The organism is Rubripirellula reticaptiva (assembly GCF_007860175.1).
Classification (GTDB): Bacteria; Planctomycetota; Planctomycetia; order Pirellulales; family Pirellulaceae; genus Rubripirellula; species Rubripirellula reticaptiva.
On the sequence record NZ_SJPX01000003.1, the window covers coordinates 1,101,534 to 1,116,335 of the forward strand.

At 54.6% G+C, this 14,802-nt stretch carries 5 protein-coding genes; 3 read left to right on the forward strand and 2 right to left on the reverse strand.

Annotated features, from left to right (window positions below):
- Positions 1 to 59: 59 nt before the first annotated feature.
- Positions 60 to 2,966, reverse strand: a complete 2,907-nt coding sequence (locus tag Poly59_RS16765; protein WP_186776317.1) for a CARDB domain-containing protein — start codon at positions 2,964 to 2,966, stop codon at positions 60 to 62.
- A gap of 422 nt (positions 2,967 to 3,388) precedes the next feature.
- On the opposite strand from Poly59_RS16765, the gene Poly59_RS16770 reads away from it, so the two are divergent.
- The gene (locus tag Poly59_RS16770; protein ID WP_186776318.1) at positions 3,389 to 8,122 is read left to right on the forward strand and encodes a beta-propeller domain-containing protein; all 4,734 of its coding nucleotides are present in this window, start codon (positions 3,389 to 3,391) and stop codon (positions 8,120 to 8,122) included.
- Positions 8,123 to 8,166: 44 nt separating this feature from the next.
- Here Poly59_RS16770 and Poly59_RS16775 read toward each other — a convergent pair whose 3' ends face one another.
- Positions 8,167 to 10,014: an FG-GAP-like repeat-containing protein gene (locus tag Poly59_RS16775; RefSeq protein WP_146535204.1), complete on the reverse strand. Its 1,848-nt coding sequence runs from the start codon at positions 10,012 to 10,014 to the stop codon at positions 8,167 to 8,169.
- A gap of 274 nt (positions 10,015 to 10,288) precedes the next feature.
- Between Poly59_RS16775 and Poly59_RS16780 the strand changes: the two genes are divergently transcribed.
- Both Poly59_RS16780 and Poly59_RS16785 read left to right on the forward strand, forming a co-directional pair.
- Complete coding sequence (locus tag Poly59_RS16780; protein WP_246151713.1) at positions 10,289 to 13,222, forward strand: DUF1553 domain-containing protein; 2,934 nt, start codon at positions 10,289 to 10,291, stop codon at positions 13,220 to 13,222.
- Positions 13,223 to 13,235: 13 nt separating this feature from the next.
- A complete protein-coding gene (locus Poly59_RS16785) occupies positions 13,236 to 14,621 on the forward strand; it encodes a DUF1501 domain-containing protein (protein WP_146535205.1) in 1,386 nt (461 codons plus the stop codon).
- Positions 14,622 to 14,802: the final 181 nt, after the last annotated feature.

Genomic DNA, 14,802 nt, shown 5'->3' on the forward strand with positions numbered 1-14,802 from the left:
GTCAGAAAATTGCCGCTTGTTGCAACGTGAAATTCTGCCGGCTACAGACTCGCGACCTGCTAAAAGCGGATGCCAATCGTGTCCTCAAACAGCAATTCCAACTCGTCTTCGTCATGAAACAAATCATCGGCTCGCGACGCTTCAAGTGAAGTCGTCAGCAGATGATTTTTTCGCCCTGGTCCGTTTTGCAGTTCACTCTCTGTCGCGGTTCGACCTAAGCGATTGATGACTTGCAACGCGTCGAGGGCTGTGATTTGGAAGTCTCCGTTGACGTCATACGAAAACGCGGGAGTAATTCTAAATTGGACATGACCAGATGTTGGGTCAATGAATCGACGCAGTGAAAGCTCGTTGATGATGTTCAACGCATCCAACGCTGTTACCTGAGCGTCTTCGTTTACGTCGTAGGGATTTGATTGGTTCGTCCAGGCTGATAAAGCAGTCACGTCGAAACGCACAGCCATCAGATTGTTGCCTTCGTCCGACTCGGTGACCTCGTTGTTTGCGTCAACATCAAGCAGCAGGAAAAACGGTCCGTCGGCAATTCCGTCTGGCACGACTATTCTCGCGTTCACTTGTGAATGCGATTCAAAGGGCTCGATCGCAGTGGTTTCAAAACTGTCCAATTCGATGTCGGTTGCATCAAGCTGTGCGTCGCTGGACCAATAGACCCGGTGGGTTGATGCTGTTGCTTGAGTGCCCCCGGCATTCTCAATCAGCCATTCAAGATAGACAACGTCGCCGCTTGGTCCGCTAATCGGTGCTCCATCATTCGGCAGGACTCCAACGAGGTCTGCCGCCGAGTCGCCACGACGGGGCAGGTCAGCACTTGCGGTGTTGTCTGACTCTTCGATTTCCACGAACCGCGAGTCAGAATCAAGAACCGCTACGAGTTCTACTGCCCATGACGGTCTTTGGTACCGTATTTTTGAGTATTGAAATCGTTCGAAGTTGACTGAATCGTTATCCGGCACAACCGAGCGAGTGAACGCAGTTTGTCGCGAACTGCCGCTATCGTTACGCCAATAGAGTTGGATCAGCAGTTCTTCGCCTGCAAGCAGACCGTCGGTGTTGTATTGCAGCAAAAAGTTGCCAGCGTCCCTGTCGTACGTCAGCGACAACGCGTTGAGTGAAGGCCTGATGTCGAGGGCGGTATTGTTATCGTCCTCGTCAGTCTCTGCAAACCTCTGCTGCGGGTCAGCAGTCGCGATCAAATGGGTTGCAGTTTGGGGACGATTTTCAGAAAAACCAGCGGTTTGAAAAGTAATCTCGGATGCCAAATTTCCTGTTGGTGACCACGTCGCTGAATCCGCGACCGCCAACAGGTTCCCCTGTTCGTCGGCCCAGTGGAGTTCAATGTCAATGATTTCGTTTGAAAACACGTTGCTCGCTTGAAGCGTCAACGTCGCAACATCAGCTTGGTCCGAAAGAAGCAAAGATGACGCGGTCACGTTGGCCGGAAGCTCACTGGATTGATTATCCGACTCATCCATTTCGAAGTAATGATTATCAGCATCCAGTACGGCAGCGATTGAAACAGCGTTTGTAGGTCGCGGAGTTCCTAGCTCGCTCGCGAAGATGAAAGCGTCAATTTCGCCGTTTCCTTCGATCGGAACGTCTTTTGTCAACGCAGTGCCAACGATATCTCCATTGGCGTTTCTCCACTGGTAGTCGACGCGAATCGTTTCGGAATGGATGAAATTGACTGCTGTGAACCGATGTTCCAATCCATTGCCGCTCGCATCAAGTTGCAATTCGTTCAATCCCAAAAATGCCGTTACGTTCAGTTTTTGAAAGTTATTGGATTCATTGGACTCTTTGTAGTCATTGTTTACATCGACTTTTACCGACAGCTGGGCTGCACCGGCGGGGCGATTCAGTAGTAGCTCGTCGTAGTCAAACTCGATAGGAACGAGATCTGAAGCGATCGGGTTTACCTGTTTGATGGCGGCGGTTTCTAGATATCCCCCGGTTTGATCTCCCCAGTTCAGACGCACTGAGACAGAATCTTGGATTAGCAAATTGAACGCCACCATGTTGATCGCGACGGTCTGGTTGGAAGCAATGAGATCGAGTGATGTTGCCGCAATTTCTGGTGCCACACTTAACGAGGCCTCGTTGTTCATTTCATCGGATTCGACGTGAATGTCGCCATCGTCTGCAACCACTAGAATCGATGCAGCAGCATAGGGGCGGTCATAGGGGGCCGATAACGCGTTGAGAACAGTCTCCGTCTCTCCCAACGTTTGGACCTGCCAGCGAAGAAGTTCCGAGATTCTTTGGCCCGAATCGTCGACCCAATAGGCAGCAACATCAACTGGACGCAACAGATCTGTTTCTTGAACAATTACCGTTGCAGTCACAAGGCCGCTCGATTCGATCAGCGATTTGACTTCGACGTCACCAATGAATCGACCTTTCGAAATCCATGTCCCAGAGGACTGGCCATACTGAATCAAAGTGGTGTTTGTCAGCGGATCAATCTGCTCTTCATATTGCCCGGTTGTCGGGTTGTAGTAGTCGCAAGCTTCGTACCCGTAGTCGCCTGACCAAGTGCCAGTGATCTCGGTCATCGCTGAATTGAAGCGGCCACTGAATTGGCCTACGTAGCCATATTCATCAGCGAACACTTCATCGTGTCCAGTTACGTTGTTGGCAGTGACTGTTCCGGTGCGAGTGACGCCCGTTGCACCTGTTGTGCAGGGCTGGCGCACGTTGGGGTCCGTGTCGGTGACCGTCCCGGGCTGCATGGCTTCATCGATTGCGCCGTTCCCCGCGGCGACATCCGTAAAGTGAATGCGCGTCGTACCTTCCGCCAGATTGATTCTTGATGACGGATGCTGGGTGACCACCGTGCTGACCAGGTCACCTTGCCATATTCCAACGGCCAATAGTCGACGCTGCTCGAGTGCTTCCAAAGCAAGCGATTTGGTGTTGTATCTGCGTGGACGACGTTGCGTGTTCATCGTTGATTGCCTCGGTGCAAAGGCGAGCAACGCACTTGCTTGTCGAGTTTGGGGGGAAACAATTTGACATTTCACCCTAGTCACTTCGGGGCGTGATGCCAAGGCTCTCGCATACTTTTGGGTAACGATGTTTAGCACTTTAAGCATTGGGGACGCCGGGATCGACCAGCTTGATACGTGAACTCGATGCGGACTTTGGTATACGTATGAGCGTGCCGAAGATGAGGTTCCCAGGCGTCGGGTTTGCCCAAAGGATCAGAAGAGCGAATTACTCGACGAACCTCGATCTTGCGGTGCGTGTCTTTCTTCGTCTTCCAAAATCTGGTCGGAATCGACGCGGATTCTCCCTAGATCTGGGTACTGATGCTCCGGTTGAAAGAATACACTGAGACCTTGCAGCTATGGTTAGACAAGGTGCCGCGATGAACTATCGAAAACGTAACCGCCGGTCGCGCCGCGCTCGAGTGGAGGGACTCGAGCAGCGTCAGTTGTTGGCTGGCGATCTGGTTTTGGTCGATGATCGGTTCGCGACGGATCAGAACTCGAGACCGATTCTTTTCGATGTTCTGGGCAACGACGTGGTCGACAATGACTACACCGGAGCAGGCAAAATCACGGCAGTGAGTACCGCGAGTCTGGGCGGGCGAGTGCAGATCGTCGCAGGTGGATCCCGTCTTCAGTACACTCCGCCGGCCGATCATGCTGGCACGGAAACGTTCCGTTACACCGTTGATGATCTGCTGTCGGCCGAAGTTGCTGTCGAAATTGTTTCTCCGTTGATACCGTTTGAGACAACCATTGATTTGTCGCAAGACGAGTATCGGTTGGACTTGTTGCTAGGGGCTCGGTTCCCTGATGGCTACACCGGTGACCGTCGAATCACGCTGGCTAGCGAGACTGCGCAGGGATCGGGACTTCGCATCAGTGATGACGGGCAGTCGGTTGTCTATCGAACCGAGACCAATCGTTCATCCAAGGATCAGTTCACTTACATTGTCGATGACCGCTTCGTCGGCACCGCAGTGGTCAATGTTCGCAGCCCGCTGGTCTTCGACCAATTCGAGATCGTTCAAAACAGCGGAACGACGAATCTGGATCTGTTGCGAAATGATTTTCGGCTCGGCGCGGCCGGATCCAATGACGGAGTGTTGTCCGAAGACGACTGGCTGGTGGATCGCCTGAATGCACGCATCACCCATGTCCTCGGCGTGCCTGATTCAGTCGACGTTACGATCGCCAACGACGGTCGCAACGTAAACTTGACGGCCGCGGACGACTATTTCGGCTACATCAATTTTCGTTACGTCGTTGACAGTCGGTTTGAACAGACCGCATCGGTCCGAGTCGCGCGGCCGGTCGCCAATGATTCTTTGTTCGCAGACATTGATGGCGGTGTTCACCGCTTGGACGTCTTGAGCAACGACAAGTATAGATCAGTTTTTGGTGGATCGCAGGTCGATGTTGTTGCCCGAGTGACTTCGGTGACTTCGGGCGATCAGGGAGGCACGGTCGAAGTGTCCGAAAACGGCTTGTCTGTTCTTTACACACCGGCCGACGGGTTCACTGGTGTTGAGCACTTCGATTACATCGCAGACGGAAAATTTTCGGCGTCGGTGAGTGTCGAAGTCACCCTGCCCGTTCGCAATGACTACTTCAGTGTCTACCCCGGTACCACCAATCGTATTGACGTTTTGGCCAACGATTTCTTGGCAGACGGTTTTTTCGAGAATGACCGCCCGGCGCAAGAGATAACGTCGGTCACCGCGACGGCGTTGGGTGGGACGGTTGTCGTTGGCAGCGTCATTCAATACACGCCGCCAAATGATGTCGTCGGCTACGAAAACGATTCGTTCGAATACATGGTCAACGATCAGTACACCGCAACGGTCCAGCTTCGGATCACGCCACTGACCGAACCAGTTCGATTCGAATTTGATCAACGTCAGCCGCGTGATCTTTACGTCCTTGGCAATGATCATTTCGGGCTCGACTACTTGGGCGATTCGCAAATCACGAGCGTGTCACAGCCGAGCGATGGTGGCACGGCGTCGATCAGTGAAAGCGGCAGGTTCATTCGCTATCAACCGGGTGGTTCGTCGGAGACATTCTCTTACACGGTGGACCAACGCTATACTGAAACCGTCTCGGTCGGGGCAATTCCGCGACTCCGTTCTGATCGTGCTGTGGCCGACCAGAACGGAGCCGCGATCACCGTCGACGTCCTGGCAAACGATTTTCCCAGTTACTTAAGCGGTACTTACGGCGCCTATGCTGGCCCTCGCGTCCTGAGCGAAGTGACCGCAACCGAGCAGGGCGGCATCGTCTCGATCGTCGATGGAAAGATCCGCTATACGCCACCGCCGGAATACATCGGGGAAGACACGTTCCAGTACATTGTTGATGACTATCTCAGCCAAATTGTCCGAGTAAATGTGGTACGGCGTGCCGCTGACGATGTCGTTCGCGTTGCTCCCGGCAGTCAAGCGAATACGCTAAACGTGCTAGCCAACGATATTCTGGGCGCGGACTACAACGGTGTCGGCTTGATATCCGAGGTGTTTGCATCGACGGCCGGCGGCGAAGTCACGATCGCCGACGACCGGCGCAGTGTCATGTACACGCCGGCGGTCGGCTTCACCGGCGAAGACACCTTTGTCTATACGATCGACGGCCAATCGCGGGCGACCGTGACGGTTTCGGTCCACGAAACGACGACCGATCGGCTGGGCAAGTTCGATTCGGTGGACCAGTTCCGCGACTACGTGCTTGATCTCGCCGTGACTCGTTATCAGGGGCAATTTGGACAGTCTGCCTATCGTTACTTTGACGAGACCGACGAACGATACGATGCGCTCAATTTCGATGGTGGTGTCGCTTCGCCCGAGTATTCGGAAACCAACGTCCAAGTCGCTGGCGTCGACGAGCATGACATTGTCGAAACGGACGGCTTCTTCATTTACACGCTTCGTGGCAACGAACTAACCATCGTTAAGAGTCTGCCTGCGGATAATCTTGAACTCGTCTCGCGGACTCAAGTCGAAGGCACGCCGATCGGCATGTACCTGGACGGCGACCGCGTGACCGTCATTGCACAAATGACCAGCGACGTCGTCAGTCCGCAAATATTCGACTCGTCGCGGTTCGTCGTTGACATTCCTGTCGGTCTCTCCGTGTACCCTCGGCCTAATTCGCCATCGTCGACAATCGTGACGGTCTTGGACGTTGCCGACCGTTCGGATCCCATCGTCGTCCAGAGGACCCAGTTTGACGCTCGTTTTGACGATTCTCGCCGGATCGATGATCAGGTTTTCCTAATCATGCAGTCGGACGGTTTGTTGCCGGATCTCGAACTTGTTTGCGTCGAAGAAGGCGTTTGCACGTACGAAACAGAGCAGGAGTTTTCCGATCGAGTGATCGCGAATTTTGCGATGTTGATCGAGGAGACGCTGCCGGGCTACGAGAGCTATGACGCCGACGGTGAATTGGTTCGCGGTGGCCCGCTGCTGATGCCCGAGGACATTAATCGATCACTTGATAACGCTTCCTCGATGACAATTGTCGCGTCGATCGACATGGCGTCTAGCCAACCTGGCCTGTCCGCCGTCTCGGGTGTAACGTCCGATTTTCGCAGCCAAATTTTCGCTAGTGCGACCAGCTTGTATGTCTTCACCGAACATCGCGAGGCGGTCGAAAATGAGGTTTGGACCGAGATCCAGAAATTCGACTGGGATGCCCAGTCAGGTGCGATCGAGTTCGCAGCGACTGGTGACGTCCCGGGGCGGTTTTCGAATCAGTTTGCCGCGGACGAGAGTGATGGATTGCTGCGAGTGACAACGGAAATTGTCAACGTGGGCACTGGCAATCATTCCGCCCAAAACGAGACCGGCGTGTTCGTGATGCAAGATGACGCGGGTGTACTCGAATTCGTTGGCAGCCTCCAAAACTTGTCGGTTGGCCAGAACATCAAGAGCGTGCGTTATTTTGGCGACCGAGTTTTCGTAACGACATTTGAAACGATCGACCCGCTTTATGCGATCGACCTCAGCGACGTTGCATCGCCAAGTGTGATTGGGCATGTCTCGATCCCAGGCTTTAGCAGTTACATGCAGTTCATCACGCCAGATCGTTTGTTGACGATCGGCACCAACACGGCAACCGGTTTCGGTGGCCGTGCGATGGTCTCGCTGTTCGACGTCAGCGAGTTGAATCATCCAGCCCTGGTGGACCAGTACAATTTGCCGAAGTACTCGACCAGCGAGGCCAACAACGACCATCACGCGTTCGGTTGGTTCGCAAATCACGAATTGCTTTCGGTCCCGACCAGTCGCTACTTCAGCGAACGATTCGATTCCGATGATGACGGCTACAAGGATTCGACTCGGTCGGTCCGGGAAGACGAGCTATCGATCTTGCATATCGACGCCAATGGGATCTCGCCACGTGGCGAAGTGGCTCATCAAGCCAAGGTTGAGCGGAGTGTGTCGATCAACGATTTCATCTATTCGGTTGGCCAAGACGGGATTCGTGCTGTCAACGTCGGCGACGCTGCCACGGTTGTCGACCAAGTTTTGTTCGACTGGGATTTGGTCACGTCGGTTCCGCCTTGGGGGCCGTTTGAGCCGCTGCCATTGGCCAAAGCGGTTCGCCAGCGACTGGCGTCGGACAAGGGCATCGATGTCGGCAACGTGATGTTGGTCACCCAGGAAAAAGTCGGCGGTCGATTTGATGTCGTGGTCCGCTCGGGTAGCGATCACTATCACTATCAGGGCAGCGACGAACATGATTTGGTTCTGGCTGACGAAACGTTCGCGTTCGCACCGAACATGCACAATCGCGAAAAGCCGTTGGATGCAAACGGCGATGGTGCAATCAGCGCGTTAGATGCGTTGATGGTGATCAACCAACTGGCGTTGCAGAAGAGCACGTCGGTCGACCAAGTTCTGCGGCAAATCAATGTTCAAATCGGTCGCTACGTCGATACCAACGGTGACGGCCAAGTGACCGCGATCGACGCGCTTAGGATCATCAACGAAATGGCACGTGCAAACGCTCGTGATACGGTTTCGTTTGAATTGTTAATTGCTACCCTTCCGCAGCGGTCCCAAGTCGTTGACAAATTCTTCCGTGACGAAGACACCGTCGGCCAGCTTTTCTAAGCGTAGACGCATGGTTCGCACGCCCAACAGTGCGGAGCGTGCTTTTACTTGGCTGAATCGAGTTGTGCGTCCGGTTCGCCTAACAGTTGCGAAAAGGATCGTCGGTCGACGCCATCTGGCAGTCGATTCGTGTCTTCGTTTTGCACCCAAAGATGATCCTCGGCGAACCAAACGCCGTTGTTCTTTGAGTCTCGTACGATCAGCGGCAGATCAGGTTTGTCGCTGTTTTGCGGCGTGAAGCCGCCAAGCTCGGAATCGTACAGATGAATCGATGACTCTTCTCCGTTCGACACGATCAAGTCATCGTGTCCGTCGTGGTTCAAGTCCACGAATCGCACGCCATTGTCCTGGCCACGATCATCGACGATGGCAACTAGCATCGGTGATTCTCGTTCAGCCCAAATTCCGGTTGCGCCGAGCTTCAAGATTCGCTTTGTCACTGGATTCGCAACAATGATCTCCGACAGTCCGTCGCCGTCCAAGTCGCGCAGACGTACTCCTTGGTCAATTCCGTTGACCGAAGTGCGGACGTCCGACAATTCGCTTGGCAATGCGATCCGCACGAAATTGCCATCGATGAAATCGTAGATCGCTCGTTCGCGTTCGTTGCTGACTAGCAGCGACACCGTTGCGCGACTGGACAACCGGCCAAACTTGACTCCCAGGTCAACCACGTCACCAGATTCGCGGTTGTCCACAAACTGTACTCCATGACTGTCGCTGGCGAATTCAACGTCTCGCCAATTGTTCGTTTCCGGTTGCCAAACTCTGGCGACCTGGCGTTGCTGGTTTCCGATCAACACATCCAGAAATCCGTCCTGATTCAGATCCAGAATCCGGACGCCGTTGTCACCGCCGGCGGACGAGCGAATGGGGTGCCCCGAAAGCAAGTTTTGGTTGATTCGCTGCACGCATTCTTTGAACGTCAGGAATTTTACTCGCTTGCCGTACCTAGCGTTGACTCGGTCGATGACCGTAACCATTTGGTCGGGACGTAGCCAGTTGTGCGGATGAAAGACAATGTTCGCGATCCCCTTTTTGATGACGGTGGCGTCAATCGCGGCCACCAGGTCATCAACCGTCTTGGGGTTGTACGGTTGTTGGATGTTCTGGCCATGCCAATCATCGGGAACCGTGCATGGAAACTCCCAGCAGGTTTTTCCGATGACGTAGGGATAGGGGTAGTTGTCGACCTTGTTCACAAACGACGGAAACGGTAGGTATCGGCGGAATCGCTCTTGGCCGTTTTCGTTCAGCGTGATCGACTTTGGCAGCATCGGATCGGCTGACGTGAACAGGCATTCGACAGAACTGCTCGCTTGCAGAAAGTTGCCCTTGTCGGTGGTCGTGTTGACAATTTCGGCAAACGCTCGCGGGCTAGGCGTGTTCTTCGAATCCATGCACGGGAATCGAAAGGCAACGGGTTGGTTGCCGGGTATCGCAAACATGACATCAACGCATCGATCGTAAGTCGATTTGGCTTTCGCGAAATCGTTTCCCTGCAGGCATGGGCAGGGATGGTCGACCGTGTGTGTTTCGAGCGATAGTCCTTCGGCGAGCCAGGCCTGTAACTGGGGATCGTTCGGATCAACTTGGCAGGTCATGATGCTGACAGCCGCTCGGCCATCAATCGCATTCAGGCGGTCCAAGATCGGACGCAAGTAAGCTTCGTACTTGGCCGTGTCCCGCATGTCATCGATTCCCAATGTCACAACCGCATCGACGCCCGGTTCGCCAATCCACTGGGGCGTCGTCAGTTTGGGGAAATCGATTCCGGGATAGTACGGGTCCAGGAATTCGTCCAAATAGGTCAACGCGTTCGTCTGGGCTGAAAGGACGCCACAGAATACGCAAGCCCATGCGGCAAAGAGAACTGGCAGAATCAAACGCATGATGAATCGAAATTACCCGAGGGAATTGGAATAAAGTAACGAAAATCTAGAACAGAAGCGAAATCGCAACTTCAGCAAAACTTCGGCGGTGCGATCATCATAGACGAATTTGTCGCTAGTAAGGTCCAACGCGGCTAGCCCGCCCCCGGCCCATGCACTGGTAACCGTTTGATGCGGGGCATCTTCAGCACGGGCGTTTCGAAACAGCTATACTTTTGACCCGGCAAGCTTGTGCTTCGCTCCCGCCTGTTTCCACCCGCCTCTGAGATCGCTAATGACCGATCACTCTCCGGTACCTAGCCGTTTGATGATGGCCATATGTCTTGGCATCGTTGGCATGACTACATCGGTTATTGCGGACGAGATCGCTAATGTCGATTTTTTCGAGACACGAATCCGACCTGTTCTCGTCGAGCATTGTTACGAATGCCATTCCAGCGATGCGACAGAAGTGGGTGGTGGATTGTGGCTGGATTCGGCCGAAGCGATGCTGGTCGGTGGCGACACGGGGCCGGCGATTCAACCTGGCAACGTTGATGAAAGCGTTCTGGTTTCGGCGCTGCGCTATGATTCATCAGAGATGCCGCCGAGTGGGAAGTTGCCGGACGAAATCATCCGGGATTTCGAAAAGTGGATTGCTGCGGGCGCGACCGATCCTCGCACCACCTCGCTCGGTGTCACGCCGCACCCGAAATCCCCCGGAATCGATCTCGAGGCCGGGCGACAGTTTTGGGCATTTCGACCACTGCATGCCAGCGAAAATCTGGTACTATCGAGCGAGGTAAGCTGGATTGACGAACTGGTGCAGTCGAAATTGCAGTCGGCTGCAATCGTCCCAAACCGGCGTGGCGATGCTGATACATTGCTGCGTCGACTTTCGTTTGATCTGACTGGACTGCCGCCGTCGGCAGAGTCAATGATTCGCTGGCGTGCCGACCCTAGCGATGCGCAGTGGCAAGCCATCGTTGACGAGATGCTCGCCTCCACCGCATTCGCTGAACACTGGGCGAGGCATTGGATGGACGTCGCTCGATACGCGGACAGCAACGGCAGCGACTTCAATGCCACCTTTCACGACGCCTGGCGGTACCGAGACTATTTGATCAGCAACATTGCTGACGATACACCGGTCGATCAAATGATCCGGCAGCAGATCGCCGGTGACTTGATGCCTGCCGAGACCGACGAAGTCCGTCGTCAAAACTTGATTGCGACCACATTTTTGATGCTCGGCACAAAAATGTTGAGTGAACGCGACAAAGCAAAACTGACGATGGATGTTGTTGACGAGCAGATCGACACGGTCGGACGTGCGTTCATGGGGATGACACTTGGCTGCGCACGTTGTCACGATCACAAATTTGATCCTGTACCGATGCAAGACTATTACGCACTGGCCGGTATCTTTCGCAGCACGATGTCGTTGCAAGGCGAATCGCAAAAGTACGTCAGCACCTGGAAGCCGGTCCCGTTGCCTACTAGTCAAGATCATCTCGATTTGCTTAAAGAACATGCCGAGAAACTAAAGCAGACGAAGGACGCACTCGCTGAAGCCGAAGCCCAAATCAAAAAGTATGCGATACCTGCAAAACAACTTGCCGGTGTGGTGATTGACGATGAATCCGCGATCCGAACGGGCGACTGGGTCGTGTCGACCTATTTGAAAGGTTTCATCGGCAGTGGATACTTGCATGACGACAATCGGAACAAAGGCGACGCCTCGTTGCAGTTCAAGGCTACTCTAACAGTTGAACGATCAGAGTCCGGCAGCGAAAAAGTGACGAAGGAAAAGAACAGCAGCCCAACGGTGCGGTGGGAAGCCCGCCTGTGGTACACGCCTGGCGGGACACGTGCGTCAAACGTCCCAGTTGAAATCCGAATCGGCGACGAAACTCGACTTGTAAACGTCGATCAGCGCAAATCTGGTGATGATGGACCGGTCGCGAGCTTAGGATTCTTCGAAGTTGACCTCGGAACCGAAGCGGTGGTCACCGTTTCGAATGCCGGAACGTCCGGGCATGTGATCGCCGATGCGGTTCAGTGGATCCCGCAGGACGGTGCGCAACCGGCGACCGAACGGGTGGACCAAAACCTGCAAAAGGTCACCAAACTGAAGCAGCGCCGGGATGTGCTAAAATCCGAATTAACCGCACTCGTCAAAGCCGCGCCCGCGCCGTTGCCAACCGCGATGGCCGTGGTCGACAGACCAACTGAAGAAGTCGTCGATTGTCCGTTGCATGTGCGAGGCGAGGTTAGCAACCTCGGTGATACCGTTCCTCGCGGATTTTTAAGTGTCTGCGGTGCACCGGATGAAAGCCAATCGTCACTATCATTCACGGGCAGCGGACGGCTGGAACTGGCGGCTTGGCTAACCGACCCCGATCATCCGTTGACATCTCGTGTCGCCGTCAATCGAATCTGGATGCGCTTGATGGGCGACGGGATCGTTCGCACGGTCGACAATTTTGGCGAGCGAGGTGAACGCCCATCACATCCCGAGTTGCTTGACTCGCTTGCGGTTGATTTCATGCGGAACGGCTGGAGTCGCAAGAAGCTGGTCCGGCAAATCGTTATGTCGGAAACTTACCGTCGTGGATCGCAATCGTCTGCGATTTGCGACGCCGTCGACCCCGAAAATCGCTTACTGTGGCGTGCCAATCGAAAGCGGCTGCCCGCCGAATCGATTCGCGACTCAATGCTCGTGATCGCTGGGTCGCTCAGTCACGAAGGGCTCGATGATCCGATGAACGGCTACGGAACGCTGGTTAGCAGCAACAATGCAGGATCGAAGTCGAAGATTTCATTTACGATCAACGACAACCGACGGACGGTTTATTTACCGATCATCCGAGGAGCGATCCCGGCGTTGCTTTCCGCTCTTGATGTCGCGGACGCGGACCTGCTGGTTGGCAAACGGCCGACGACGAATGTACCCGCACAAGCTTTGGCATTGATGGGCAGTAGCGAAGTCCGGCAGTGGGCCGGACTAACCGCAACCAAGTTGCTTGTCGAAGTCCCGAATGAAAGCGAACGCGTCCAGTGGGTTTATCAGCGTGTTCTGCAACGTTCGCCGACTGCCGAGGATCACGAACTTGTGCACCGATGGCTCGGCAGCGAAACGGCTCAAGCGATGCCAAACGACCAGACGCGTTGGCAACAGTGGATTGCGGCGATGTTTGCAGGAACCGAATTCAGAATCTTGGAATAGGTCATAATTAATCATGTTTGCACACAACCGACTCGGTCGCCGCGACCTGATGACGTCGACCGCGATGACGCTCGGATCGCTTGCAGTGACCGCATCAAGCCCAAATGTGTCGTGGGCAGGCGGCAACGCGTCGATGAATGGCGCTGCTAGCGGACTGCATCATCAGCCGCGCGCCAAACGTGTGATCTTCTTATTCATGCACGGTGGGCCGAGCCATGTGGACACGTTTGACTACAAGCCTCGACTGGCCCGCGAAGACGGTAAAGCACTTCCCTTTGCCCTGCCCACAAAGCTTGATGCCAAGTCGACGATCATGAAAGGTCCATGGACGTTTTCGCAGCATGGCGAAGCAGGTCTTTGGGGCAGTGATCTATTGCCCGAGATGTGCCGCCACCTCGATTCGCTCTGTGTGGTTCGGTCCATGCACACACGGGGCCAATCACACGGCCAGGCGGTTGGCATGGTGAACACGGGCAGCGACAACTTCGTTCGTCCAAGCGTTGGTGCATGGATCAGCTATGCACTTGGATCGGCTCACCCCGATTTGCCGGCGCACGTTGCAATCGGTCCGGCAACCGCCCACGGTGGGCCGCGTAATTATGGTGCCGCATTTTTGCCTGCCAAGCATCAAGCCACCGCGATTGGAAAGAATGGCTCACTTGGCACCGGCAAAGTCGCCTACTTAGAAGACTCGCAATTAAGTCAATTCGATTTGGTGAATCAGCTTAACCACCGTCATGCTGCACGCATTGGTCACGATCGTGAAATCGAAGGAGCGATTGAAGCGGTTGATCTAGCACGCCGGATGCGAGGAACTGCACCGGAGATTATGGATTTGGCATCGGAAACCGTCGCGACGCAGAAACTTTACGGCATCGGCGAAAAAGCCACCGACCAATATGGTCGCAGTTGCTTGATGGCACGGCGTTTGGTCGAAGCGGGGGTGCGGTTTGTCAGCGTCAGCAGCGGCCAAGTCTGGGACCAACATGGTGGACTGAAGGCCGGTCACTCAAAGAACGCCCTCGCAACCGATCGGCCGATCGCAGGTCTGATTGCCGATCTCAAATCACGTGGGATGTGGGATGATACCTTGATCGTATGGGGGGGCGAGTTCGGACGCACGCCGGTGGTCCAAGGTAAAGACGGCCGTGACCACAATCCGCAAGGCTTCAGCATGCTGTTGGGTGGCGGCGGAGTTCGCGGTGGAACGACGTATGGCGAAACCGACGAATACGGTTACTACGCCGCAGTCGATCGCGTCCACATGCACGACTTGCACGCCACAATGCTGCATCTGTTGGGAATCGATCACGAACGTCTGACCTACCCCTACGCGGGACGCGACTTCCGCCTGACCGACGTCCACGGACGAATCGTAAACGACATCATGACATCGTAAGCCGTCGTTCACTTGTCGAGTCCGTGGTCCTGGGAACCGTTTGGCTGAAGGATGTTTCATCGGAAGACAGAGGAAAAGTTTGACGGCCTGGGCGTCCTTGCCTAAAAGGTTGCGGACGATCTGCAAACGGCTCACGAACTGCTTGCGTCAATTGCAATTGAGCTTGGAAAAGATTTAGGCC